17 protein-coding genes and 1 pseudogene are annotated in these 21,995 nt (G+C 59.5%); 7 read left to right on the top strand and 11 right to left on the bottom strand.

Annotation, left to right across the window (positions count from 1 at the left end; translation table 11 throughout):
* Nucleotides 1-42 precede the first annotated feature (42 nt).
* From ACIQUH_RS07805 to ACIQUH_RS07780, 6 genes are read right to left on the bottom strand one after another with little or no spacing between them, the layout of a single operon-like run.
* Nucleotides 43-1,689, bottom strand: a complete 1,647-nt coding sequence (locus ACIQUH_RS07805; RefSeq protein ID WP_400813511.1) for a dipeptide ABC transporter ATP-binding protein — start codon at nucleotides 1,687-1,689, stop codon at nucleotides 43-45.
* Complete coding sequence (locus tag ACIQUH_RS07800) at nucleotides 1,686-2,558, bottom strand: ABC transporter permease (protein ID WP_400813510.1); 873 nt, start codon at nucleotides 2,556-2,558, stop codon at nucleotides 1,686-1,688. Before ACIQUH_RS07800 ends, ACIQUH_RS07805 begins: the two co-directional genes overlap by 4 nt.
* On the bottom strand, nucleotides 2,555-3,571 hold the full coding sequence (locus ACIQUH_RS07795) for an ABC transporter permease (protein WP_174024512.1): 1,017 nt from the start codon (nucleotides 3,569-3,571) through the stop codon (nucleotides 2,555-2,557). The genes ACIQUH_RS07800 and ACIQUH_RS07795 overlap by 4 nt, the downstream gene beginning before the upstream one ends.
* 39 nt (nucleotides 3,572-3,610) lie before the next feature.
* Nucleotides 3,611-5,233: an ABC transporter substrate-binding protein gene (locus ACIQUH_RS07790; protein ID WP_400813508.1), complete on the bottom strand. Its 1,623-nt coding sequence runs from the start codon at nucleotides 5,231-5,233 to the stop codon at nucleotides 3,611-3,613.
* A 35-nt stretch (nucleotides 5,234-5,268) separates the two neighbouring features.
* The gene (locus tag ACIQUH_RS07785) at nucleotides 5,269-6,906 is read right to left on the bottom strand and encodes an ABC transporter substrate-binding protein (RefSeq protein WP_400813507.1); all 1,638 of its coding nucleotides are present in this window, start codon (nucleotides 6,904-6,906) and stop codon (nucleotides 5,269-5,271) included.
* Between the two features lie 29 nt (nucleotides 6,907-6,935).
* Complete coding sequence (locus ACIQUH_RS07780; protein WP_400813506.1) at nucleotides 6,936-7,937, bottom strand: MsnO8 family LLM class oxidoreductase; 1,002 nt, start codon at nucleotides 7,935-7,937, stop codon at nucleotides 6,936-6,938.
* Nucleotides 7,938-8,172: 235 nt separating this feature from the next.
* Here ACIQUH_RS07780 and ACIQUH_RS07775 point away from each other — a divergent pair, with 235 nt between their 5' ends.
* From ACIQUH_RS07775 to ACIQUH_RS07765, 3 genes are read left to right on the top strand one after another with little or no spacing between them, the layout of a single operon-like run.
* Entirely contained in the window at nucleotides 8,173-8,877 is a 705-nt protein-coding gene (locus ACIQUH_RS07775; RefSeq protein ID WP_400813505.1) for a GNAT family N-acetyltransferase, read from the top strand.
* Nucleotides 8,874-9,884: an LLM class flavin-dependent oxidoreductase gene (locus tag ACIQUH_RS07770; RefSeq protein ID WP_400813504.1), complete on the top strand. Its 1,011-nt coding sequence runs from the start codon at nucleotides 8,874-8,876 to the stop codon at nucleotides 9,882-9,884. The genes ACIQUH_RS07775 and ACIQUH_RS07770 overlap by 4 nt, the downstream gene beginning before the upstream one ends.
* 20 nt (nucleotides 9,885-9,904) lie before the next feature.
* Complete coding sequence (locus ACIQUH_RS07765) at nucleotides 9,905-11,173, top strand: LLM class flavin-dependent oxidoreductase (protein ID WP_400813503.1); 1,269 nt, start codon at nucleotides 9,905-9,907, stop codon at nucleotides 11,171-11,173.
* A gap of 75 nt (nucleotides 11,174-11,248) precedes the next feature.
* On the opposite strand, the gene ACIQUH_RS07760 is transcribed toward ACIQUH_RS07765, so the two are convergent.
* From ACIQUH_RS07760 to ACIQUH_RS07745, 4 genes are all read right to left on the bottom strand, one after another.
* Nucleotides 11,249-12,241: a PLP-dependent cysteine synthase family protein gene (locus ACIQUH_RS07760; protein ID WP_400813997.1), complete on the bottom strand. Its 993-nt coding sequence runs from the start codon at nucleotides 12,239-12,241 to the stop codon at nucleotides 11,249-11,251.
* A gap of 74 nt (nucleotides 12,242-12,315) precedes the next feature.
* Nucleotides 12,316-13,569 (bottom strand): acyl-CoA dehydrogenase family protein, encoded by a 1,254-nt coding sequence (locus ACIQUH_RS07755; RefSeq protein WP_400813502.1) that lies wholly within the window; start codon nucleotides 13,567-13,569, stop codon nucleotides 12,316-12,318.
* Nucleotides 13,570-13,615: 46 nt separating this feature from the next.
* Nucleotides 13,616-14,707 carry a rhodanese-like domain-containing protein gene (locus ACIQUH_RS07750; protein WP_400813500.1) on the bottom strand — a complete coding sequence of 364 codons (1,092 nt, stop codon included), beginning with the start codon at nucleotides 14,705-14,707 and terminating at the stop codon, nucleotides 13,616-13,618.
* A 37-nt stretch (nucleotides 14,708-14,744) separates the two neighbouring features.
* A complete protein-coding gene (locus ACIQUH_RS07745; RefSeq protein WP_400813499.1) occupies nucleotides 14,745-16,352 on the bottom strand; it encodes an ABC transporter substrate-binding protein in 1,608 nt (535 codons plus the stop codon).
* 398 nt (nucleotides 16,353-16,750) lie between these two features.
* Between ACIQUH_RS07745 and ACIQUH_RS07740 the strand changes: the two genes are divergently transcribed.
* On the top strand, nucleotides 16,751-17,593 hold the full coding sequence (locus tag ACIQUH_RS07740; RefSeq protein ID WP_400813497.1) for an NADPH-dependent oxidoreductase: 843 nt from the start codon (nucleotides 16,751-16,753) through the stop codon (nucleotides 17,591-17,593).
* Between the two features lie 392 nt (nucleotides 17,594-17,985).
* Entirely contained in the window at nucleotides 17,986-19,746 is a 1,761-nt protein-coding gene (ggt, locus tag ACIQUH_RS07735; RefSeq protein ID WP_400813495.1) for a gamma-glutamyltransferase, read from the top strand.
* Nucleotides 19,747-20,296: 550 nt separating this feature from the next.
* Here ggt and ACIQUH_RS07730 read toward each other — a convergent pair.
* A pseudogene (locus ACIQUH_RS07730) lies at nucleotides 20,297-20,439 on the bottom strand (helix-turn-helix domain-containing protein); the annotation flags it as partial.
* A 173-nt stretch (nucleotides 20,440-20,612) separates the two neighbouring features.
* Between ACIQUH_RS07730 and ACIQUH_RS07725 the strand changes: the two are divergent.
* Both ACIQUH_RS07725 and ACIQUH_RS07720 read left to right on the top strand, forming a co-directional pair.
* Nucleotides 20,613-21,575 (top strand): ornithine cyclodeaminase family protein, encoded by a 963-nt coding sequence (locus tag ACIQUH_RS07725; RefSeq protein ID WP_400813494.1) that lies wholly within the window; start codon nucleotides 20,613-20,615, stop codon nucleotides 21,573-21,575.
* On the top strand, nucleotides 21,572-21,976 hold the full coding sequence (locus ACIQUH_RS07720) for a RidA family protein (RefSeq protein WP_400813492.1): 405 nt from the start codon (nucleotides 21,572-21,574) through the stop codon (nucleotides 21,974-21,976). Before ACIQUH_RS07725 ends, ACIQUH_RS07720 begins: the two co-directional genes overlap by 4 nt.
* Nucleotides 21,977-21,995 lie beyond the last annotated feature (19 nt).

Here is a 21,995-nt window from a genome sequence, read left to right as displayed (position 1 = left end):
GCTACGTCGTGTTTCTTGCCGGCTGTTGGACAGCCGGCGGAGTTATGCAAGCGCGGGAACGGCATCGATCAGTTTTCGCGTGTAGCCGTGCCGGGGAGCGGAGAATACTTCGCCAACCTCGCCGCTTTCGACAATCCTGCCGTCCTTCATCACCAGCACCCGGTCCGTCAGGTGACGCACGACGCCGAGATCATGGGAGATGAACAGCAGCGACGTGCCGGAGGCCGCCTGGAGTTCCGCGAGAAGATCGAGAACCTGAGCCTGGACGGAAACGTCGAGCGCGCTCACCGGCTCGTCGGCGACCAGAAGGCGCGGGCGCGGGGCGAACGCTCTGGCAATGGCCACACGCTGGCGCTGGCCACCGGAAAGCTCGCGGGGATAACGGGTGAGAAAGTCGCCGCCCAGCCGGACGGCTTCGAGAACCTCCAGCACACGATCCCGGCGCTCGGCACCGCGAAGGCCAGTGACATCGAGGCTCTCGCCAACGATCTTTTCGACCGTATAACGCGGATCAAACGAACTGAAGGCATCCTGGGCAATCAGCTGCATGCTGCTGCGACGGGATTTGCGCAGGCTCTCGGCAATATTGCTCCATGGCTGCCCCTCGATAAAAACCTCGCCATGTTCGGGTTCAACAAGCCCCAGAACCATTTTGGCCACGGTGGTTTTTCCGGAACCGGATTCGCCCACGATACCGAGCGCTTCCCCTGCAGAAAGATCGAAGGATACATCGTTGACGACAGGCGCATTTTCCGGCCCGCCATAGTGCTTGACGAGATTGTGCACGGAAAGCACATGCTTGCCCGGATGAACGGTCCGGGGCGGCAGCGGCACACGTTGCGAAATGGGCGTTTCGCCGCCGTCAACCGGGAGCGGCACCGCTGCCGAAAGCCGATAGCCCTTCGATCCGGCCGATGGCACGGCATCGAGGAGTTGGCGCGTATAGGGGTGTTTCGGCTGGCGCAGCAACTCTTGCGTTGCCCCCTCCTCGACGATACGACCTTCATTCATCACGAGAACCCGGTCGGCAAGGCGCGAAACCACCGCCAGATCATGGCTGATCAACAGCAGGGTGTGCCCGGCTTTCCGGCGTTCGGCCAGGAGGTCGAGTATCTGCTTCTGCACTGTCGCATCGAGCGCGGTGGTCGGCTCATCGGCTATCAGCAGCGACGGGTTTCTGGCGATCGCCGTTGCGATCAGGGCGCGTTGCCGCAATCCGCCCGAGAGCTGATGCGGATATTGACGCAACCGACGGACGGGATCGGGAATGCCGACCGATTGCAACAGCGCGTGACTGTCGAAATTAACCGGAACGCGGGCAAACAATGTCCGGCGACCTGCAGCATCCGAAAGCTGCTGCGAAATACGGCGCAACGGATCGAGCGAGACCAGCGCATCCTGCAGGACGAAGCCAATCTTCCGCCCGCGAAGACGTCGCCAGTCGCCTTCGCGATGGCCAAGCACATTTTCCCCTGCTATCTCGAATCTGTCCGCGGTCACCCTGGCGGTATTTCCGGCAAGCCCGATCAAGGAGCGGGCCGTGACCGATTTTCCCGAACCGGATTCCCCGACAAGCGCGACAGTCTCGCCGCGGTGAATGGTGAGATCGATCCCGTGCACAACGGTATTCTCACCATCCCCGCGCGGAAAACCGATCTTCAGATTGCGCACTTCCACCAGCGGCGTCATGCCTGTCTCCTGCCTTCAAATGCGAGCTGCCAGCGTTTTCCAAGAATGCTGATGGCGATGACGGTGAGCGTGATGGCGAGGCCCGGCCAGATGCCGATCCACCACGCCACACGCAGATAATTGCGCGCCTCCGCCAGCATTGCGCCCCATTCGGGTGTCGGCGGCTGCGGCCCCATGCCCAGAAAGCTGAGTCCCGCCGCCTGAATGATGGTCGAGCCGAGGCCGATCGTCGCCAGGATGGGAACCTGCGCTATCGCGTGTGGCAGAACGTGCCGGGCGACCAGGGTGAAGCGGCTGAGGCCAAAGGTTTTCGCCTGCTCAACATAACCGCTTCTCGCAATGACGAAGGTCTGCGCGCGCACGACCCGGGCAAAACGCGGGACGGAGGCAACGCCGAGCGCGAAGATCAGATTGACGGTTCCCGGCCCGGTAAAGGAGATCAGCACCAGCGCCAGCAGCAGATCCGGAAACGACGATACGACATCGAGAAATCGCGATATGAGTTCGTCGACCGCACCGCGTGCCAGACCGGCGACAAGCCCGAGAAGCGAACCGGCCAGCGCGGCGATGGCGATGGCGCTGACCCCGATCAGGATCGAATAGCGTGCGCCATAGACCACCCGCGAAAAGACATCGCGGCCCAGATGATCCGTCCCGAACCAATGTTCTATCGAAGGCGGCAGTTGCGCCTGCAACGGGTCCGCCAGCAAGGGATCGGCGGCAGTCACAAAATGCGGCCAGATGGTCGCCGTCGCCACAAGAAGCAAGAACAGCGATGGAAGCGTCAGCCCCGGCCTTGCAAGCAGCGCCGATAAGACCAGCCGCAGACGGCCGGTTGCGGAGAGCGGCGCCTCGTAGGAAATGCTCACGACCTCGCCCTCCCGCCCTCATTGCGCAATCTGGGATCGAGCAGCAGATAAAGAATGTCCACCAGGGTGCTCATCGCCACATAGATAAGTGCGGACAGGATGGCGACCGCCAACACGACCGGCATATCGTGCGAAAGAACGGCATCGACCGTGATCCGCCCGAGCCCGGGGCGTCCGAAAACCGCTTCCGTGATGACGGCACCGGAGAGGAGATTACCGACCAGCCAGCCCGCGAGGGTCACGGTCGGCAGCGCGGCATGGCGCAGACCGTGACGCAGCCTGAGGACAAGATTGCTGGCGCCCCAGCTGCGAACGGTCAGCGCGAAAGGTTCCTCAAGCGCGCGCTCCAGACCTTCCCGCAGCACCTGCCCGAGGACGGCCCCAAGCGACAGGCCCAGCGACAGGGCCGGAAGCACCAGCGCCGAAAGGTTTCGGTCTCCGGAGACCGGGAAAATCTTGAACGTAAAAGAAAAAACGTAAAGCAGCAGGATGCCCAGCCAGAATGTCGGCGTGGAGATCAGCGTCAGTTCAAGACCGCCCGCAATGCTGCGCGAGACGCGTTTGCCGGCGGTGAAAACGGCGCTCGCAACCGCAAAGACGATCGCCACCGCAAGAGCCGCGGCGGTCAGCTTCAGGGTCGGCAACATCTGCGTTGCAACGAGGCTCGATATATCGGTCTGCAGGATATAAGAACGCCCGAAATCGCCGTGCAGCAATCGCGTCAGATAAGCGAGATACTGGTCGAAAATGGACTGATCCAGTCCCCACTCTGCACGGATGGCCGCCTCGATTTCGGGTGTGCGGATTTGTTCGCCGATCAGCAGGCTGACAATGTCACCGGGCGCAAGCTGGATGCTGATGAAACTCAACGTCACCGCCGCCCACAGCACGAGTATGCCTGAACCGATGCGCCCGAGAACCTGAAGCGGCAGGCCGCTTCGTCGCCGGAGGCGTCCACGACGGAAAAGGGACGCCGGCACCTGGCCCAGCGATGTCACGTTGTCAGCGGTCATGGCGTCCACCCTCCGTTGTTGTTTCAGCAGCCGGGCAAGTTACTCGCTGCGCCATAGGTCATAGGCATTTTCCGGCAATTGCTTGAACGGCCGGAAGGTGATGCCCTTCACGTAACTTGCGGCGGCGACCTGGTCTTCGGGCTCATAGAGCGGAATGGCATAAGCCTGATCGAGGATCGCAAAACGCTGCAGCTTCGCGTAAATCTCGAAACGTTTTTTCTGGTCGAGGGTCGATGCCGCCTCGTTCAGCCATTGCGCCAGCTCCGGTGCTTCGGCCCGGCTGTAGTTGATGGTGCCGCCCTTCTGAAGCGGCAGGTAATGATATTCGATGTCGATCGCATCCGTCGGCGTGTTGGAATTGGCGATGGACCCGAACTGGCCGGTCTTGCGGCGATCGGTATAGGTCCCGGCATCGACATAGTTGATGGCAAGGTCGATACCAGCCACCTGCCGCGCCTGCGCCTGCAACGCCTGCAGCAGAACGTCGCGCTGGTCGCGCACCGTGGCCTGCGCCTGCACGACATCGATGGTCAGCCGCTTGCCGTCCTTGGTGCGGAAGCCTTCCCCGTCCTTTTCGCTCCAGCCGGCTTCATCCAGCAGCCTGTTGGCCACGGCTGCATCGGCGCCATAGGTCTTCTCTATGCTCTTGTCATAGAATTGCGGATCGATTGGCGAGGTGATGCCCCAGGCGCGCGTGCGTTCGCCGCGATAAACAGCCTGCAGGATCCTGTCGATATCGAGCGAGGCGAGGAGCGCCTTGCGCACCTTCACATCCTGCGTCGGACCCCAGGTGACATTGAGGAAAAGCGAGTATGGCGTGCCGGTATTGAGCGCCGTCCGATAGGTGAAGTCCGCATTGTCCTTGAAGAGAGCGGCGTCGTTGCCCGAAATCCCTTCGATCACGTCAAGCTGTCCGGACGTCAGGGCACCGGTCCTTACCGATGATTCCGGAAGGAACCGGTAGGTTATCTGGTCGAGATAGGCTGGACCCTGATGTTTGGCGGTCTTTGGCGCCCAATTATAAGCCGGGTTCTTTTCGAACTGGATTTCCTGGCCTTTTACATAACGCTTGAGAATGAAAGGACCGGTTCCGGCAACCTCCGGCCCGCCAGACTTGATTTGTGACGACGAAAAAGCAGCCGGCGACAGGATTTCGAGGCCGGCGACATAATCGAGGAAGGGTGCGTATATGTCTTTCAGCGTAAAGGATACGGTATGGCCGTCGACAGCCTTAAGCTCGGCTATGCGTGAAACCGGACCGGCACTGACGCTGGTGGAATAGGCGGGATCCTTGAGTTTTTCGAAATTGGCGATGACCGCCTGCGCGTCGAGTTTCTGGCCATCGGTGAAGGTAACATCGTCGCGCAGCTTGAACGTATAGGTCCTGCCATCTTCGGAAATGCTGTAGCCCGTTGCAAGCCAGGGTACATAGCCACCGTCCGCCGTGCGCGCCAGCAGCGATTCATAGGCATTTCGCAACAAAAGCTTGGTCTTGTCCTGGCCGTTCAGTTGCGGATTGAGGGTTGCGGGTTCAGTCTCCACACCCCAGGTCAATGTGCCGCCACTGACCGGTTTGCCGTCTTCTGCCGAGGAGAAGACCGGGAAGGCCGAGATTGCCAGCAACGCGGTGCCGGCAACGACGAACTGTCTGCGATTGAGCATGCTTAAACTCCATAAAAAAATGAATGACCGACAGATCAGGCGTTCTGCTGAAGCCAGATATCGTAGGCGTTGTCGGGAAGGCGTTTGAAAGGTCTGAAGCCGACGCCCTTGACCGCGACAGCGGCCGCGATCTGGTCATCGGGCACATAAAGCGGCAGGCCGAGCGCCTGTTCCAAAATCGCATAGCGCTGCAATTTCGCGTAGATTTCGAACCGCTTTTGCTGATCGAGAGTGGATGCAGCCTCGTCGAGCCAGGCGGATATTTCCGGTGCTTCGGTGCGGCTGTAATTGATCGAGCCACCCTTGTCGCGCGGGAGATAATGAAAATAGATGGTGACGCCGTTTTCCTGTGTCGTCGTCGAGTTCGGGATAATGCCGTACTGACCGTCTTTCTGGCGGCTGGAATAGGTGCCGGCATCGACATACTGCAAGGCGAGATCGATCCCGGCATGCTGGCGAACCTGCGCCTGCACCGCCTGCAGAAGAATGTCACGCTGGTCCCGCACCGTCGATTGCGACTGCACGACCTCGATCGTCAATCGCTTGCCGTCCTTCACGCGGAAACCATCGCCGTCGCGGGCGGACCAACCGGCTTCGTCGAGCAGGTCGTTGGCAAGCTTCGGGTTGAAACCGTAGGCCTTTTCGATGCTCCTGTCGTAAAAATCGGTATCAGCGGGGGTAAGAATACCCCAGGCGCGCCGGCGCTCGCCGCTATAGACCGCCTGCAGGATCTGGTCCACGTCCACCGCCGCCTGGAACGCCTTGCGGACTTTGAGATCGGCGGTCGGCTGTTGGTTGACGTTCAGATAGAGCGTATAGGGTGTGCCGGTATTGAGGGCAGTCTGATAGGAAAACTCCGGATCATCCCGAAACAGACCGGCATCGTTGCCCGGAATTCCCTCGATCACCTGCACCTGCCCGGAAGACAGAGCGCCGCTGCGCACGGCGGATTCTGGCAGGAAACGATAGATCACCTCGTCCAGATAGGCTGGCCCCTGATGACCGGCGGTCGCCGGCGCCCAGTTATAGCCGGGATTCTTGACGAAGCGGATTTCCTGACCCTTGACGTAGCGGTCGAGAACGAACGGACCGGTGCCGGCGATACCAACGCCGCCAGATTTCAGTTGCGGCGAGGAGAAAGCCCGCGGCGACAGGATTTCAATCCCGGAAGCGCCGTCGAGGAAAGGCGCATAGACCCGCCGGAGCTTAAGGACGACCGTGTATTCGTCCACGGCCAGCGCTTCGGTAACATGGGACAGATGACCGGCGCTGATGCTGCCGGAATAGGTCGGCTCCTTCAGCTTGGTGAAGTTGAACGCCACCGCGGCAGCATTGAGTTTTTCGCCATCGCTGAAGGTCACGTCGTCACGCAGGACGAATGTATACTGCTTGCCATCCTCCGAGATGGAATAGCTTCTGGCCAGCCATGGCGCATAACCACCATCAGGCGTGCGGGCCAGAAGCGATTCATAGGCATTGCGCAGAATGAGCTTTGCCTTTGCCTGCCCGTTGAGATGCGGATTGAGCGTGCTCGGCTCGGTTTCCACAGCCCAGGTCAGCGACCCGCCGCTTGTTGGTTTCTGGGTAGCATCGCCCGCACCGAAAGCGACCCCGCTGCTGGCAAAAATCGCCGCGGCACTCGTTGCCAGAATGAAATGACGTCTGGTTACCATATCCAATCCCCTGTGCCCGACGCCTGCCGTCACGCTGCAAGTGCGCGGTTGGCCGCGGCCAGATATTCGATCGTCTTCAGGCGGTGTGCGCCTTCGGAAACAGGGCACTCCACGATGAACTCGTCGATGCCGTGATGTTGATGAAGCCGAAGCAATTCGGCACGGACCGTGGAAGGGGAGCCGCGAAGGATCAGTGGGCTGCGCTCTTCGATGCGATAATGCGTGGCGCCTGCCTGACGGACATATTCCAGCGCCTGCTCCTCACTTCCGACATTCACACCCTGTCCACCCTCGATCTCGACACGAAAACGGCGACCTTCGACCGCAAGCGCCTCCGCGGCCTGGTCGGTCTCCGCAACCACCACGGCGACCGCCAGAACCGCATATTTGCCGCCCGATTCCCTGAACGCGTTCAGCGCCTCGGAAATCGCGGACTCACTGCCATGGATGTGGCCGGCGTAAACGAAGTTCCATCCCAGCCTGCCGGCAAGCCGGGCACTTTCCGGGCTCGCCCCAAGCAGGAAGCGGTTTGGCGGCGAAGGCGGCAGGGGGTAGGCTGCAAGCTTGCCTTCATCCCCGTTGCCTGCCTTTTCGTCACGGACAAACCGGTCGAGATCCTCGAGCTGCCTTTCGAAGGAGGGCTTGCGCGCCGGATCATAGGCACCCTGAAGGGCACGCGTTGACAGCGGAAGTCCGCCCGGCGCCTTGCCGATGCCTAAATCCACACGGTCGGGCGCAAGAGCGGAAAGCAGCTTGAAGTTTTCGGCGACCTTATAGGCACTGTAGTGTTGCAGCATGACGCCACCGGACCCGATATTGATCCGCTGGGTCTGGGCCAACAGGAAACCGATCAACACCTCGGGAGACGAACTCGCCAGTTTCGGCGAGTTGTGATGCTCGGCAACCCAGAAGCGGACGAAGCCATGCGCTTCGGCTTTTTGGGCAAGCGCCACGGTTCGTCGCAGCGCCGCCGTGGCACTCTCATCCTGATGGATAGGGCTCTTGTCGAGAAAACTCAAACCAAAGGTCATCGATACTCCCTGCGGAACGTCTCATTGATTTGATAAAATCTATATTTTTAGTGTTATAAATAATCGAGCAACGATATTTCCTTATTCAATTGCACAATAAAAGATCATGCCGCGCCAAAGCGGTCTGCCCTGCGCCATGCTTCTGCCCGCGGCTGAGGCCGGTGCAGGCATCCGAAAATCCCGCCTGATAAACACCGTCCGGACAGCCGGCTATCGTGCCCAAGCGAGACGAGCCATGCCCGATGTCATCATCCACTCCACCTTACTTCACCCTTCAACCCAACCCCTCATCGAAGGCCTGATCAGTGAATATGACGGGCGATACGGCACAAGGGATCGCCCCGGTGGCGCGCGCGGCGAGATATTCCGTTATCCGGAAGGGCTCTATTCTCCGCCGCTGGGCGATCTCCTGCTGGTGCAACGGGATGGCAAGACCATCGCCGGCGGCGCTTTCATGAGCCATGACGACGAAACGGCAGAAATAAAGCGGATATGGACAGACCCTTCATTGCGGCGGCAGGGGCTTGCCCGCACCATCATGTCGGCGCTTGAAGAGAGTGCCGCGGCGCTCGGCTATACCCGCACCTATCTCTCCACCGGCTTCCGCCAGCCGGAAGCCGTCGCACTTTACCTGAGCCTCGGATATCGCCCGCTTTTCGACACTGCCGCCGATCCGCAACTCTATCGCTCGCTTCCTTTTGAAAAGCATATCGGCGCCAGGGCCGGGCAGAAAGGAAGCACGCCGGTCTATCCTCCGGCCGCCTCCTTCGAAGAAGCGACGCTGCGCGTGAAGGCATTGAAGGAAGGACAGGAGGCGAAAATCCTCGCGCGGTTTGCCGGACACGGCGCAGCACGGGTTGAGGCCGGCATCGACGGATTATCGTATCAAGATGTGCTTTCCGGCCATAAGACTCAAACTTCAGTAGGGACTGCGATATGACTTTCGGAGCGAATTTTCAGTTAGGCATAGACCTCGGCCTCCCTTCGCAGAATCTGCTTGTGCAGGACAGCCTTCTCCAGCGACTTGATGAAGGTTTCGACCTCATCACCCTCGAAGACGGCTTTGCACTCCCCACGGGTGATGGCCTCGATGCCATATTATTCGCAAACTGGCTCGGCGCCCGCACGAGCCACGCCGGTATCCTTGCAGGCGCGCCGATCAACTTCCTTGAACCCTTCCATGTATCGACCGCCATCGCCACACTCGATTACGTCACGGAAGGTCGCGCCGGGCTCCTTGCGCAGCCGCTCGAGGGCGGCCGGGCGGCAGCGGCAAGACGCGCGACCGGCGAGCTTAACGGCTATCCGGAGGACAACCGGCGGGCGCTCGAACGGGATTTCGACGAAGCGATAGACGTTATCCGCCGGCTCTGGGACAGCTGGGAAGACGGTGCCGTCATCCGCGACCCGGAAAGCCAACGCTTCATCGACGGCGCAAAATTGCGCTATGTCGATTTCCAGGGCGCGAATTTCAACATCCTCGGCCCATCGATCACACCGCGGCCTCCACAGGGCCAGCCCGTCATAGCCGCCCTCGCCGAACCAGAAAACAGCGCCTCTCTGGCTTCCGCCATCGACCTCGCCTTTTTGCGCGCAAGCGACAGCGAGCTTTCATCGCTGGTGAAAGACATCAAATCGAGACATCCGGGACTTCGGCTTTTCGCCGATGTCGGATTTGGAGCCGGCAGGGCTGGAAAAGACACGATCCCGCAATGGACCGCAGACGTAGAGGTCGCGATCACCGCGGCGCGTGCATTGGCAAGCGCTGGTCTGGACGGCATCCGCTTCCTGCCCCACGAACCGGAACGGGACCTTGCCCCCCTGGTGGAACATGTCCTGCCGGCAATTCGGAATGCCGGCCTTGTGCAGGCATCGCAGGGATCGACCCTGCGCGAACGTCTTTCCCTGCCTGCTGCCGCGAACCGCTACGTCGTTGCGGCCGCCTGAACGCCATCGGAAATAACACCATGTCGAAAAAACAAGTCATCATCGGAGCCCAGTTTCCGGGCGTCAATAATTTTACGGTCTGGAGCGATCCGGCGGCCGGCAGCCAGATCGCGTTTTCGTCTTTCAGGCATTTTGCCGAGACGGTCGAAAGGGGTAAGCTGGATTTTGTCTTCCTTGCAGAGGGCCTACGGGTGCGCGAACAAAAAGGTCGCTTCCACGAACTGGATGTCGTGGGACGACCAAACACGCTGGCGATCCTGACGGCACTCGCCGCCGTCACCCGTAATGTTGGCCTGATCGGAACACTCACCACCACCTTTAATGAACCCTATCCGCTCGCCCGTCAGCTTGCCACGCTCGATGTGCTTTCAAACGGCCGGGCCGGCTGGAATGTCGTCACCTCGCCGGGAGCCTTTACGGGCGCGAATTTCCGCAGGGGCGACCATCTGCCGTTTGCCGAACGTTATGAGCGCGCAAAGGAATTCATCGAGGCAGCGCGGACGATCTGGAAAGGTAACGACTTCGCTTTCAAGTCCAAGCACTTCGATATTGCCGGCCGCTCCGATCTGCCGCCCTCACCGCAGGGCGGACCCGTGATTGCGCAGGCCGGAGATTCCGAGACCGGGCGCGAATTAGCGGCCAGCCATGCCGATGTCATCTATTCCCGCCACGGCACGCTTGAGGATGGGCAGGCCTTCTACCGGGATGTCAAGGCGCGGCTTTCCAGATATGGCCGCGCCGCTGACGACCTCAAAATATTGCCGGGCGCGGCTTTCGTTCTCGGTGACAGCCAGGAAGACGCAGAGGAGCGACAACGCGCCATTCGTCTGCAGCAGGTAAGCCCGAAAAACGCGATCGTTTTTCTGGAGCAGGTGTGGAACCGAGATCTGTCCTCTTATGATCCGGACGGCCCCCTGCCGGAGATCGATCCCGAAGTCTCCTCCCCCGCCCTTGCCCAGGGACGCGCAAGCCGCATCGACGACAGGCTCGAAACGGCCCGCGCCTGGCGGGAAATCGCCGAGCGGGAGAAACTGAGCATCCGGCAACTCATCATCAAGGTAACGGCACGCCAGCATTTTATCGGCACAGCGGAAACGGTGGCAAGGCAGATCAACCAATACGTTCAGGAGAATGCCGCCGACGGTTTTGTGTTTGCGCCACATCTCACGCCGACCGGGTTCGATGACTTCGTCGACAAAGTCATTCCCTATCTTCAGGAATGGGGCGTCTATCGCAAAAATTATCAGACACAAACATTGCGGGGAAATCTCGGTCTCGCGGTGCATTGATCTGCTTTTTCGCTCGCGAGAGTATTTCAAATGCGGGTTGTCGGCGCTCATGCCCAGACTTGAGCGCTGCCAGCATCACAAATCTCGGTCCGCGGAAGCGACTTTTTCAGTGGGGGCATCAAAAAGCGAGAGATAACGCTCACCGCTGTCCGGAAATACCACCACAATCGTCTTGGCCCTGTTTTCGACCCGTCGTGCAAGCTCGATTGCGACCGCGACAGCCGCACCTGACGAAGTACCGACAAGGAAACCTTCCTCTCTTGCAACGGTCAGCGCTGCGCGCCGTGCCTGTTCGGTGGTCACGGCAACGATCTCGTCCACCACACCCTTGTTATAGGTCTCCGGCAATGTGTCCTCCTCCACATCCGTGACCTTGTGGACACCTTCAATCGTGGGGGCATCAGGCTTTTCAGGGGAAGGAACGGACTCGGGCGTCGGCTCAGCAACAACGATCCTTATCTCCGGTTTTTGCGCCTTCAGGAAACGCCCCGCGCCGGAAAGAGTGCCGCCCGTACCCACCGTGCCGACCAGAATATCGATATCGCCGTCGGTATCGCGCCATATTTCCGGTCCGGTCGTGTCAAAATGCACCTGCGGATTGGCGTCATTGGATCGCTGCCCGGTATAAAAGGCGCCAGGATTTTCAGCCTTGATCCGGTCGATGATACGATGGATCGCATCGGGCTGGAACAATTCCTCGTTTCCGATCAATTCGATTTCCGATCCGAATTGCCGCAGAATATTGATCTTGTCCTCGCTGATCGTATTGCGAAGGTAAAATTTCGTACGGTATCCCCGCGCGGACGCGACCGCCGCAATTCCAATGCCCGTATTGCCGCTGGTGAGATCGAAAAGAAGATCGCCCGGCTTCAGTCTACCGGTTTTCTCCGCCTCCCGGATGATGCCCCATGCCGTCCGGTCCTTTACGCTGCCGGCGGGATTGAGATACTCGATCTTGGCAAGAATTCTCGATGGAAGATCATATTTCTGGCGAATTCTGGCGAGTTCCACCAACGGCGTATTGCCGACAAGCTCTGTCAGATCACGATAAATCCTGCCCAATTTCACTATCCTGTTTTGCGCTGAGTGGATGCGGGAATACCGGCCATACTGCGCATCGCCTGCCGTGCCGCCCGGTTTGATCACGCGTCGGCCTGCTCCTTCTCCGTCCGCGATATTATGCCCACACCTCCATGCGGCGTTGGTGAGATGCCGTTCACCGCGAAATCTCCGACGATACGATCGTGATAGATGCGGGGATTGTGCGAAGTGATGGTGCGGGCGTTTCGCCAATGGCGATCGAGACCATGGCTGCGTTTTGCCGCAGAGGCGCCAAGCGCGTCGAAGAGGACCGTGGATGCTTCGAGGATCAGATTGCTGACTACCGTAACCGACTGGCTGACTTCGAGGTCCGCATTGCGGTTTGCCAGCGCAATGCCTTCCTCATCGCCGGAAAGATTGGCTTCATAGGCAGCCTGTAACGCCTCTGCCGCCTTTAACACGATGACGCCGGCACTATAGACCGCCCCCCGCACCCGGCCCACGACCTGGAGAACCTGTGGATCTTCGGCAAAACGCGAAGCGTTACTGCGCTGATAGACCCGCTTGCGCTCCGCCACATGACGGGCGATTTCCGCGGCGGCCGCACGACCAATGCCGGCAAGCGAGGCCAGATGGACAAGCTGGAAAAAGCCGCCCGAATAGCTAAAGCGAAGGGCGCTGGGTTTGATGAGATCTTCGGAAATCGCCACATCCGTAAAACGCGCCGTGCCGCTGGCCGTCAACGCCTGACCAAAACCGTCCCAGTCATTGAGAATCTCGACGCCTTCGGCCTTCGTGGGAACAAGCGCGCCAATCGGCGCGCCGTCACCATCCACGGCGCCCAGCGTTATCCAGTCCGCATAGAGCGAGCCAGTCGTATAATATTTCTCGCCGTTCAGCCGCCAGCCGCTGCCATCGCGGGTAAGCTGGGTGGAATAAGTTCCGAGCCGGGCATCTCCCAGCTCGGAAAACCCGCTGCCGATGGTTTCGCCCTGCCCGATTCGCCTCAACCATGCATCCCGCCATGGCGAAGGTGTTGCGTTAAGCAGATCCTCCGTGAAGCCCAGATGGCTGCGGTAAGCATTGGTGAGATTGGGATCCGCTTCCGCCAGTTCGATGATCAGGCCGAAAAGTTCGGGCAATGTCAGGCCAAGACCACCAAATTTTTCCGGCAGGCGCAGCCTGGAAAAGCCGGCCTTTTTCAAAACATCATAGTCATTGAAACGAAGCTCGCGGCCAAGATCATGTCGTATGGCGTCTCTGCCGATATCGGAAAAAATCCCCCGAAATCTTTCAGCTATCGTGTCGAAGCGTTTGCTGGGCGCGGAACCCCAGGCCTGGCTGGCATTGGTCATTACAAATCCCTGTCTATAGAGCGGCCTGGTGAAATTCGAGCCGCGCTTATGCCGCGGCAGCTTCGACACCCTGTTCGAAATCATGCAGATGAACAGCGATTTCAAAACCCCGCCGTTTCAACCAATGCGCCACGACGCGGGCGCGGGCGCCCAGCAGGTCATCCACGAGAATGATCCGGGCGCCGCGCACGGCAACGGTGCGATAGGCGACACCGAGAAGCTGCCCGCCCTCCGAAGAAACAGAACCTTCAAGATGCGAAGCCGCGAATTCTTCCGGCGTTCTCACATCAAGAAAATAGGTCGTTCGCGCCTTGTCCCGCAGCCATGTTTCGGCCGTCGGACGGTCGATGAACAGCAGATCGTCGTCACGGGAAAATGTTTCGAGCCGCACCTTCGCAATGTCTTTGGCATCGTCACTGGCGGGCGGATATGTCTGTGACCGCCCCGTTTCCAGTCCAAACCCGTCATCCGTCCAGCCGCGCGTCCCCTCGTGCAGATAGCTGACTGCATTTTCGACACCGGCATCGATCAATGTCTGCGCACCCAGAATTGCGCGGGGCAAACCCGCGCAGGAAACGACGACCCTCGTTTTGGGTGATGGCACGACATCGGTGAAACGCAGCAGAAGTTCCGCACCCGGCACGCCGATGGCGCCCGGCACATGTGCCTTTTCATATTCCGCGATTGTGCGGGTATCGATGACGACGACATCCTCGCCGGCGTCCTTCCAGGCCTTGAGTTCCCGCGCGAAAACGACCGGCGTATCCTTTTCCCGCTGCACCTTCTGGACGAACGGAACGCCGGGAACATCGAATGTCGGCAGGTTATCGACGCCGCCCTCGATCCATGCCGGAATTCCACCAAGCAGAAAATGAATGTCGCTCCAGCCGTTTGCGGCAAGCCGTCCCGCGGCCTGTTCCGCGCTTCCTTTTCCATCGTCCACCAGAACGGTCCGTACGGCAGGGCGCGGGATGAAGCGGTCTATTTCCGCCTCCAGCCGTTCTGCCGGAAGATTGGTCGCAAATAGCGGCGATGCATATCCCACCTCTTCAGTGGGGCGTATATCGAGAACGGCAAGCTCCCTGCCATCTCCCAGCCATTCGATGAAACGATCCTTGGTTAGCGCCTGTACAGACATCGCATTTCCTCCTGAAAGATTGGTTTTACGTGAAGGTTCAGGCCGTCGGGTCGAGCCAGAGATCACCGAAACTCCAGTTGAGCCCCTGCGCGCCGGTGACGTAATTCTTGACCCGCTTGTGCGCCACGATCTGGCTGCCCGCCGCCACGAGATCGACCGAGGCGACGTCGTCATGGATGAGGCGCTGGAACCTGCTCCAGATCACCCAGCGTTTCTTCGGATCGGACTCGATGGCCGCCGCCTCCAGAAGCGCATCCGCCTCCGGATTGGCGTAGTTGGCCGCGTTGGAGAAAGGCAGCCCGATCTTGAAATTCTTGCTCCAATAGGCGCGCTGGATGCCGAGCGACGGATCGAAGGTGTTGGAAAGGGATTCCACCACCAGATCGAAGGCGCGGTCCGTATAAACCGTCTTCAGATAGGTCGGCAGATCGTATTTCCGGATTTCGACCGCGATGCCGATCTTTTCAAGCTGGCTGCGAAGAACATCGGCATAGCCGGGCGTCAGATAGGAATTATAGGTCAACCGCACTGGAAAACGCTTGCCGCCATCCTTGCGCGGATATCCCGCCGCATCGAGCAGCCTTTCCGCCTCCTTCGGGTCATAGGCATGAGCCTTGACCGACGCGTCGTACCAGTTCGGCAGGGCCGTGCTGACGGGGCTTGGCGATATCTGCGCATAACCGAAGAGCGCCACATTGACGATTTCATCGAGATTGATCGCCTTTGCAACGGCGAGGCGGACATCTTTCTTGCGGAAGATCTCGTTATCGTAATTGAAGAACAACTGCTGCTGCGGCCCCGCATAGGCATAGGTGTTGGTGTCCAGAACGAGATCGGGGTTCTGCTTCAGCCGCTCGAGATCCGCCAGCGGAACCGGATTGTCGCCGATATCCACTTCCCCCGTTTCCAGAGCCACCGCCCGCGCGGCGGGGTCGGTGATGATGCGCAGGATGATGCGGTCGAGATAGGGTTTGCCCGCATCCCAGTAATCGGGATTTCTTTCGAAGATCAGGTGGCTGCCCGGCGTCCATTCCGTCAGTTTGAAGGGACCGGTGCCGATCGCGGTCTGCAGCGTCTGGCCATCGGCGGGCTTCAGTTTTTCGAAAATGTGCTTCGGCACAATCGGCGATTCCGAACTCGATTGCGCGGCGATCAAGAACGGCGCCGGTTTGGACAGAACGATGATGGCGGTGAGGGAATCCGGCGTTTCCACCGCCTCGACGTTCTGATAGGTGATGCGGCCGCGTGGATGGGCCTCCTTCAGGCGGAAAATCGAAAAAGCGACATCTTCCGACGTGAAATCCCGACCGTCGTGCCATTTCACATTCGGGCGGAGCTTGAACGTATAGCGAAGATGGTCGTCGGAAACGGACCATTCCGTGGCCAGCAGAGGCTGCGGATTGAGGTCGAAATCGAATGTCAGAAGACCTTCCACGATCTTCGGGCCGATCGCCTGCCCCGTGCCCGAGGATGTGTTGATGGCGAAAAGCGCGTTGCCGGGATCGACACGATAGAGCAGCTTGAGCGTGCCGCCGGAGACGGGCCGGCTCGCGTCGCCACTCGCTGCGAATAGCGAACCCGGCAGGGCCGTTCCTGCCGTTGCCAGAAGAAGCATCTTGTTGAACTGGCGGCGTCCTATCGTCATGAAAATCCCCGTTGGAAAACGTCGTTTCGATGATGAAAGCATCGGGGCAAAGCGGCGCGTTCTTAAGAAGAAAATTCTTCTCGCACATCAAAGAAAACATTTCTTGCAGAATTTTATTCCAATACGTACGTGGCTATCCGCCAAAATTTGTGCTGAATCGTCTATTTTCTCCAAATCCCCGTTGCGTCCCGGCGACCGATCGCGAATGAGAGGAAATCTCACTGGCGTTCTGTTTTTGGACTCCGCTGGAAATGTTGTTTCACTGAAAAATCGAGATTGAGTAGGACATTGCTCGGCAGATGGGCTGGGGAAGCATATCAAATGATACGCCTTGCACGGCCTTCCAATCCCCGCCGCAGGTCTCGCGGTTCATCGCCAATATTACGGAGCTTCACACAATGAGCCTGTCTAGTCCGATCACCAAACTGGAAATCCCGCAGCAGCGTGTTGAAGCCCGCTACGGAGCACAGGCCGATTTTTCTCCGCCTTTCTGGAATGACACCATAGACGCATTGCTGAACCATCGCACCGCCCGCGCCTATCTGCCGAAAGCTTTGCCGGAGGGTAGCTTGGAACTTCTGGTCGCAGCCGCACAATCTGCGCCCACATCCTCCAATCTTCAGGCGTGGAGCGTGGTGGCGGTGCAGGACAAGGACCGCAAGACACGTCTGGCGGGCTTCACGGGCGGCAACGCCCATATAAAGGACGCACCTGTTTTCCTCATTTGGCTTATCGACCTGAAGCGGCTGCGCACGGTCGCTTCAAACCAAGGGAACAAGGGAGAAGGACTGAATTATCTGGAAAGCTTCCTGATCGGCGCCATCGACGCGGCGCTGGCAGCGCAGAATGCTGTTGCCGCAATTGATTCACTCGGGCTTGGCTCCTGCTACGTGGGCGGTATTCGCAACAGACCGGAGGACGTGTCCCGCGAACTGAATCTTCCCCCCGAGACGGTGGCCGTCTTTGGCCTCACGGTCGGCTATCCCGACCCGGCGGTGAAAACCGACGTCAAACCGCGCCTGCCGCAATCATCCGTTCTGTTTCATGAAACTTATTCGGAACCGGCACGCAATGATCTCAATTCTTATGATGAGGTCTTGAAGGTGTTTCAGGAAAAACAGGGCCTGCCGCAAAATGGCTGGACAGCGCCCATTGCCCAGCGTGTGGAGGACGCCGCCGCGCTGAAGGGGCGCGCGGAGCTGAGCCAGACATTGCGCCGCCTCGGTTTCGGTATCAAATAAGGTTTGTTGTGGATGCCGGGACCAACGAAGCGGCTGATCTGAGCATTACAAATCCAATCGGCGACACCGCTGTCAGCAGAGGCTCAAAGTGTTTCAGAAGAGGTCGATACGCCCTCAATGGATTTCCATTTTCCCATGACATGTTGACACTTCCACATGATGGACATGCAGGGAAACAGGCATCATAGTGCCGAAAAAGAGGTGCGCCCCAGAGCGGTGTGCCCAATAGTGTTACAGGCAAATCCGGCGAGGATCCGGTACCGATCAAAACTGCGTGGCAGGGCAAATCGCGCAGTGCGTCTGCGAGCAGATCAGCCTGAAACAAAGTCGCAAGTCAATCGAAGAGACCTGCCCGCTGGCTCAGTAGCGTGCCTTTATGGAGGATAAGGCGAATGGAAATGAGATTTCGCGGTGAGGCTGTTCTCGCCTTATTGCTTTCCACCGCAATCGCCTCCGCCCAGCAGGCCTCCGATACGGTTGCACCGGAGAAAGCGGCGGGTGTTACGACTGCGAGACGCGTCGAGGCAAGCAGCTTCATGGTCGCGGCGGCCAATCCGCTGGCGGCCGAGGCGGGACGCGACGTGATCGCCGCGGGCGGTAACGCCATAGATGCGATGGTAGCGGTGCAGACCGTGCTGGGCCTCGTTGAGCCGCAGAGTTCTGGTCTCGGCGGCGGCGCCTTCCTCGTTTATTACCACGCCAAAAGCGGCAAGCTGACGACGTTTGACGGCCGGGAGACGGCGCCGATGGAGGCCACGCCCAAGCTCTTCCTGGATGACAAAGGTCAGCCGCTAAAATTCATGGATGCAGTGGTCGGCGGCCGTTCCGTTGGCACGCCGGGAACAGTGCGACTTCTGGAGGAAGTCCACAAACGCTATGGAAAGGCGGAATGGGCAAGCCTGCTGAAACCGGCGGAAAAGCTGGCGACCGAGGGTTTCAAAGTGTCGCCGCGTCTTGCCGCCCTCATCGCGTCCGAGGGCGACCGGCTGAAAAAATATCCAGAAGCCCGCTCCTATTTCTTTGACGCCTCCGGGGCCGCCCTGCAGACCGGCGCCCTGTTGAAGAACCCGGCCTATGCTGAGACGCTTGCAGCGCTCGCCAAAGGTGGCGCAGACGCCTTTTACGAGGGCAGAATTGCCGAGGCGATCGTCAAGACTGTGCGCGAAGCGGCCGACAATCCCGGCGTGCTTTCTCTGACGGATCTTTCCAACTATCGCGTCATCGAGCGCGAGCCGGTCTGTTTTATCTATCGTGCTCTTGACGTTTGCGGCATGGGGCCACCGTCGTCGGGCGGCATCGCCATCGGCCAGATGCTCGGCATGGCGGAGAATTTCGATCTCAAATCCCTGGGGCCCAAAAAAAACGTCGAGAGCTGGCGCATTATCGGCGATGCGCAGCGTCTCGCCTTCGCCGATCGCGAGCGTTACGTCGCCGATACCGATTTCGTGCCGCTACCGATCAAGGGCCTGCTGGACAAGACCTATCTGGGCGAAAGGGCAAAGCTGCTCGATGGCGACAGGGCGTTGGCCAAAGACGCCGTCAAGGCCGGCGAACCGGAATGGGACCACGCCCAACTTTTCGGCCGGGATGCCGCGCTCGAGTTGCCCTCCACAAGCCATTTTGTCATTGTCGACAAGGATGGCAACGTGGTCTCGATGACGACGACGATCGAAAACGGCTTCGGCTCGCGTCTGATGACGAATGGCTTCCTGCTCAACAACGAGTTGACGGACTTTTCCTTCAAGACCCATGATGGCGGCCTGCCGATCGCCAACCGTGTCGAGCCCGGTAAACGACCGCGCTCATCTATGGCCCCGACCATCGTGATGAAGGATGGCAAGCCACTGCTCGCCATTGGTTCACCGGGCGGCAGCCAGATCATCGGCTACCTGGCACAGGCGTTGATCGCCTATATTGACTGGGGCCTGCCGGTTGAGACGATCGTCGCCCAGCCACATCTCATCAACCGGTTCGGCACCTACGACATCGAGGCCGGCACCAGCGCGGAAGATCTGGTCGGGCCGCTGAAGGCGCTGGGTTACGAGGTGAAACCGGGTGAGATGAATTCCGGTTTGCATGCTATCGAGATGACCGCGCGAGGCTTGGCCGGCAGCGCCGATCCACGACGCGAGGGAGCAGTTGTAGGGGAGTGAACGCTCCGACCGCTGAAAGGCATGAGCGCAGCGCCAGTGCGAAAGGTGTGTTCCGCCATTGGAAATTGATCATGCCTTGAAAAGACGCGAGTCAGGCCAATCGAGCGTATGGTGCTTGTCAGGACCAACGACTCCTAGTTTATATGCGGAGCCGACATCAGCGATCAGATTCTGATCGCGATCCCCGACACGTCGCAGGTCCAGCACGATGCCGAGGCTCAGCGCCTTCTCACGAGAGCATCTGTGGCGTCATCGGGAAGAGATATGCATTCGGCGTTGGCGCTTTCGGCCGATAGAGGATCGCCGTTGACCTACTGCCACGTTGCATGCTCGTCGGACACGCGCTTCATGCGCGCGAACGTGTGCTCACTGCTCTGCACCTATGGGTTTCGGATTTTGTGTTTTATGTCGGGGATTTAGCCTGCTTGATCGTAGCTGTTTAGCGTACTGGATCGTAGTTTTGGGCTATTGCGGGATATTGTAGCGTAGGATTTGGTTGCGGGGGGCCTGGATTGCACGGAGATTTGTAAATCCAACTAGATGGGTCCCCTATCCGCTCCAGCAGCCGACGCACCTGGCGCGTGCTCAGGTCAAGCACATGAGCCGCTGACACTGTGGTCATCCAGCCGGCGATCACTTTCGATAAAATCTCGATCCGCTGCAGATCCGCTCGCTCATCGCCATCAATCCCATCTGCAATCTCCCAGGCATCGCTCAGACCTGGGGGAGCGTGACATTCCAACTTTGCGGGCACGCGCTTATGGTGCCTTCACATAGGCTATAGATAGAATAGCGAGATTCGACGTTATAAAACGCACTGACTTGCGCCATTTTGACCTCCGCCAGAAAGCTGAAGGGAGGCGCATATGCTCATGATCAATTCGCAGGAAACAGCCGGTCTTTTGCCGTTTGACGGGCTCATCAAAGCGCTTGCCTCCGCCTTCGCGGAAGGTTGCGAGATGCCGGTCCGGCACCACCACACGATCGATGTGCCAGATGAGGTCGCCGCGACACTGCTATTGATGCCCGCCTGGCATGGCTCCCAGCGGTCCTCGCGTTATCTGGGGATCAAGATCGTCACCGTTTTTCCCGGAAACGCCGACAGAAACCTGCCGGGACTGACCTCGACCTATATGCTTTACGACGCCGGGACAGGCATCCAACTGGCCACGCTGGACGGCAATGTCATTACCGGCCGCCGGACTGTTGCGGCGTCGGCGCTTGCAGCGGATTATCTGGCGCGCAAGAATGCCAGCCGGCTTTTGGTGCTGGGTGCCGGCCGTGTCGCGAGCCTCATTCCCGACGCATACCGGGCCATCAGACCACTTGAACAGGTGGCCGTGTGGGATATCGATCGTGGCAATGCCGAGCGGCTGGCGCAAAGTATCGAGGTGTCGGGCCTTGCGGCCACGGTGGTCGATGATCTGGAAAGGGCGGTTGCCGAGGCTGATATCGTCAGCGCCGCGACGCTCGCCACCACGCCGCTCATCCGGGGCGCGTGGCTGCGCCCCGGCACGCATGTCGATCTCATCGGCGGCTTCACGCCCGGCATGCGCGAGGCAGATGACGAGGCCATAGGCCGCGCCTCGGTCTTTATCGATACGGAAGAAGCGCTGCACGAAGCGGGTGATCTCGTTCAGCCGATCAAAGCCGGCCTGTTTTCGCAGGAGAGCGTCAGGTCGACGCTTGCCGGACTTTGCAGGGCAAACCGGTTTGCGCGCAGTGGCGATGATGAGATCACGCTCTATAAAGCCGTCGGAACCGCGCTCGCCGATCTTGCGGCAGCCACCATGGTCTATGAAGCCGCGACGCTGAACGGAAAAGGATGACAGACATGGCCAAACGCGAAATCCTTGAAGTGCCGGTGGTTTCAGAGGCGATCCGCCGGCTGGGAGCGCCGACCTCGGCGCTTGTCCGCTCCGGCAACATCATCGCCACCTGCGGCATGCCGCCCGTCGATCTTGAAACGGGCGACATCGTCAAGGGTGATATCGCCGCTCAGACCCGGGCCTCGCTGGAAGCCCTGCGGGTGACACTGGCCACAGCGGGCGCCACCTTCGAAGATGTGATCAAGACCACCATTTATGTCACCGATGCAGCGCTGATGGGCACAGTGAACGACATATACCGCGAATATTTCGCAGCCGGGTTCCCGGCGCGCACCTCGGCAACCATCAAACCCTGGTCCTTGCCTTTCGATATCGAAATCGAGTGCCTCGCTGTCCTCTGAGGGCAGTCAGCATGAAACA

Source organism: Agrobacterium sp. NPDC090283 (assembly GCF_044769685.1).
Lineage (GTDB): Bacteria > Pseudomonadota > Alphaproteobacteria > Rhizobiales > Rhizobiaceae > Agrobacterium.
Note: the sequence above shows the minus strand (reverse complement) of the source record. Positions and strands in the feature narration are given on the sequence as shown.

Bases quoted from the DNA above. Each gene is read 5' to 3' on its own strand.
- ACIQUH_RS07805 (WP_400813511.1), bottom strand. From the start codon at position 1,689: ATGACGCCGCTGGTGGAAGTGCGCAATCTGAAGATCGGTTTTCCGCGC.
- ACIQUH_RS07795 (WP_174024512.1), bottom strand. From the start codon at position 3,571: ATGACCGCTGACAACGTGACATCGCTGGGCCAGGTGCCGGCGTCCCTT.
- ACIQUH_RS07790 (WP_400813508.1), bottom strand. From the start codon at position 5,233: ATGCTCAATCGCAGACAGTTCGTCGTTGCCGGCACCGCGTTGCTGGCA.
- ACIQUH_RS07785 (WP_400813507.1), bottom strand. From the start codon at position 6,906: ATGGTAACCAGACGTCATTTCATTCTGGCAACGAGTGCCGCGGCGATT.
- ACIQUH_RS07780 (WP_400813506.1), bottom strand. From the start codon at position 7,937: ATGACCTTTGGTTTGAGTTTTCTCGACAAGAGCCCTATCCATCAGGAT.
- ACIQUH_RS07775 (WP_400813505.1), top strand. From the start codon at position 8,173: ATGCCCGATGTCATCATCCACTCCACCTTACTTCACCCTTCAACCCAA.
- ACIQUH_RS07770 (WP_400813504.1), top strand. From the start codon at position 8,874: ATGACTTTCGGAGCGAATTTTCAGTTAGGCATAGACCTCGGCCTCCCT.
- ACIQUH_RS07765 (WP_400813503.1), top strand. From the start codon at position 9,905: ATGTCGAAAAAACAAGTCATCATCGGAGCCCAGTTTCCGGGCGTCAAT.
- ACIQUH_RS07755 (WP_400813502.1), bottom strand. From the start codon at position 13,569: ATGACCAATGCCAGCCAGGCCTGGGGTTCCGCGCCCAGCAAACGCTTC.
- ACIQUH_RS07750 (WP_400813500.1), bottom strand. From the start codon at position 14,707: ATGTCTGTACAGGCGCTAACCAAGGATCGTTTCATCGAATGGCTGGGA.
- ACIQUH_RS07745 (WP_400813499.1), bottom strand. From the start codon at position 16,352: ATGACGATAGGACGCCGCCAGTTCAACAAGATGCTTCTTCTGGCAACG.
- ACIQUH_RS07740 (WP_400813497.1), top strand. From the start codon at position 16,751: ATGAGCCTGTCTAGTCCGATCACCAAACTGGAAATCCCGCAGCAGCGT.
- ggt (WP_400813495.1), top strand. From the start codon at position 17,986: ATGGAAATGAGATTTCGCGGTGAGGCTGTTCTCGCCTTATTGCTTTCC.
- ACIQUH_RS07725 (WP_400813494.1), top strand. From the start codon at position 20,613: ATGCTCATGATCAATTCGCAGGAAACAGCCGGTCTTTTGCCGTTTGAC.
- ACIQUH_RS07720 (WP_400813492.1), top strand. From the start codon at position 21,572: ATGACAGACATGGCCAAACGCGAAATCCTTGAAGTGCCGGTGGTTTCA.